Consider the following 2919-nt stretch of genomic DNA (forward strand, 5'->3'; position numbering starts at 1 on the left):
CTATGCGTTGCGTCTAGTGTTTAAGGTGGCATGCGGGAGCATCGGTATTGCGTTGCTCACACCTTAACAGGGCGTTAGTTTTTTAAGAGGTAATGATGAATAAAGTGATTGTTAGTCACCCTTACTCGGGTTCACTTCAAGAGTTTTTCACTCATGAACTATTAGGTAAAGATTGGGGTGGAAACCATTCTTATTATAAAACTCTGTGGGGTAAGAATGCTGACTCCATACGAACTATTTCGTTAACGTTGTTTTCCTGTTACGACGAAGTGATTTTTTCTCCTGTTGATAATGTGCTACCTGACTTTGAGTCACATATGAACTCAGAGGAATACTACCATCCTGATTTTGGTTTAAGAATGCCTGCTAGACCTAGTGAACTAGGCTTCGACTTCGATATTTTTAGTTACGTTAATTGGTTGGGTCTAGATTTAGAAATTCAACGATTACTATCAAAAGTGCCTGAGAATGTTCGTGGACAAATTTTAATTCAAGTGCTTTGTGATATGGAGTTAGCAATCAGGCACAATGCTGAAGTAATTTCGTCTACTGGTCGTAAGTTATTGATGGAGAGAATATCTGCGATTGACCCTCAATATCATAATGTGAAAGCTCTTTCTGTAGACTACTCAAATGCTCTTAATCACTACTCAAATATAATTCTTCCTGATTTTGAAATTTCAAGTATAGATTTGCTTCATAAGATCAAAACGGATAAGTCGGTTAGAGAATACGGAAAAAGCTTTGTTCGCACACTTTCAAAGTGCGATGAACAACTAACAGAAATAGACTTCGCACTTCTAATTAAGCAGGCTAATCTAAAGAGTGCTAAAAATAGTAGTATTAACAAATACACTGGTTGGGCAGCGCAGATTATTTCTACAGTTGGTATTGGGATTCCACTTCCACCTGTAGTAGGTGCAGCAGCTGTTGCGCTAGGTGAAACATCTAGAATCACTTCAAGATCTGACAGTAAGTGGATCGAACTAAAGCCAAGGATGGTGGCAATTAAAGATGAATATGATTTAGATCGCTTAATTGAGGGCAAAAACTAACAAACTGTTCAAGAGGGATTCGCAACGTGTGGCATTTTTACTATGCGTTGGTTTTAGTGTTTAAGGTGGTATGCGGCGACTTCGGTATTGCGTTGCTCACCCCTTAACAGGGCGTTATACGCTTTTGAGGAAATAATCCAATATGAACAAGGTAGTATTTAGAAATTGCGATGAGAATAGTCAGTATTGGGTTGCTCTAGAGAAGCTGTTTCAAACAGAATGGTCTGATTTTCTGTTCGTAGATACTTACAAACCACAATCTAATCTTCCACCGGTAATTGTCGCTCTCAGAGACAATCAAGTTATCGGTGGTCTTGCTTATTCGCGCTTTAAAGAGCCTCATGGTGACTCAGAAGTTATTTGGTTTAATGCTGTTTATGTTTCACCAGAGTGGCGCGGTCAAGGTATTGCTAGTGAACTGATTAACCGAGGTGTTAGCCAAGTATCAACAGCAACTCAAAGTAACCTGTATGCTTACACAAATGTACCATCGTTGTACGAGTCATTAGGTTGGTTAGCAGTTGACATTGAAAGTGAGCCAAATCATAAGGTTATGAAAGTTTCTTTGTAGTGTCAGCACGCGTATAACAAAGCATTTAAGAGTGATTCGCAACGCTTGGCGTTTTCGCTTCGCTCAAGTATAGCCAAGCGTCGCTCACACCTTAATGCGGCGTTATGTTTAATTGAAATTCAAAGGCTTAAAGGTCTTAGGCTTTAGTTCTTTGTCCCTCTGGCAATCCGTCCCTAGTAGACTCAGCAAATCAGTATTGTCGGCCTAAGTTCTTGAACCACTCAGCCCGTAAAACATGCCAATGTTCGTGGGTTGCTTCATTGTCAGGTCGTGGCGGTTGGCTGTTGGTGTAACTGGCTTGAAGTCACTTTTGGATTCTTAGCCAATCAGCATTTCAGGTTGGCAGTTGCCTCGGCAATTTGCCATTGTCTTGCGCTTTGGTTGGAAAGAAAGGGTACTTGTTGTTACTCGGTCGGGTTGCCTCATTGGGCTGGGAAGTGGAATGACTCGTTTTTAGTTGGTCGCCTTTGGCGGCCAAGTTGGTTTAAGCCTTGTGGTTTGCTTCAGAAAAATAGTTAGAAATATCAGCTCTTTCTCAAGTAAATCAGTAGTTTGTGGTAAAACATAACAAAGCATTTAAGAGTGACTCACAACGCTTGGCGATCTCGGTTTAAACTTGGTTTTAATGTTTAAGGTGCAATGGTTTAGGTTAGGTGATTAGCGTTGTTCGCACCTTAATGCAGCGTTATGTGCTTTGGGAGAAAATGGAAATGGATATTCCCGACAGATTCAAAAATGTAAGATACGTTTCATCCCGCATACCGGGTTGCAAAGATGATTCAGACTTAACGCTTGGAGCTAACTGACAGGTCTTTGCTTATAACCTGCTCAGAGACTTCGGTCTAAATCCACCTAACTACCGTTCTAGTGAGCTGTGGGATGACTCGGAGTATAGTGAGCTGGTTACTGAGTTTAAGCCGTTAGATATCATGATGTATAACGACTCTACAGACTCATATGGAGCACATGTTGGCGTATATGCTGGTAATGGATTTGTCTACCATCTTTCTTTATCCAACGGCGTGCCTAAGTTTGAGCGTCATATGGACTTGCTTCAACAAAGTAAATATCGGTTTTTTGTTGGCGCCAAGCGTATAAAGCAGTCTGGTGCATGACGTAAGCACGCACATAACAAACTGTTCAAGAGGGATTCGCAACGCGTGGCATTTTTACTATGCGTTGGTTTTAGTGTTTAAGGTGGTATGCGGCGGCTTTGGTATTGCGTTGCTCACCCCTTAACAGGGCGTTATGTGAATGGAGGCGTAATGGAGCATGATTTCGAAGGTTTGTATT

At 41.2% G+C, this 2919-nt stretch carries 2 protein-coding genes; both read left to right on the top strand.

The annotated features are described in order from the left end of the window. The first annotated feature begins 92 nt into the window (after positions 1–92). On the top strand, positions 93–1055 hold the full coding sequence (locus R7Q09_RS24045) for a hypothetical protein (RefSeq protein WP_318071318.1): 963 nt from the start codon (positions 93–95) through the stop codon (positions 1053–1055). 142 nt (positions 1056–1197) lie between these two features. Then, complete coding sequence (locus R7Q09_RS24055) at positions 1198–1626, top strand: GNAT family N-acetyltransferase (RefSeq protein WP_031381878.1); 429 nt, start codon at positions 1198–1200, stop codon at positions 1624–1626. Positions 1627–2919: the final 1293 nt, after the last annotated feature.

The organism is Vibrio sp. 2130-1, from assembly GCF_033339515.1.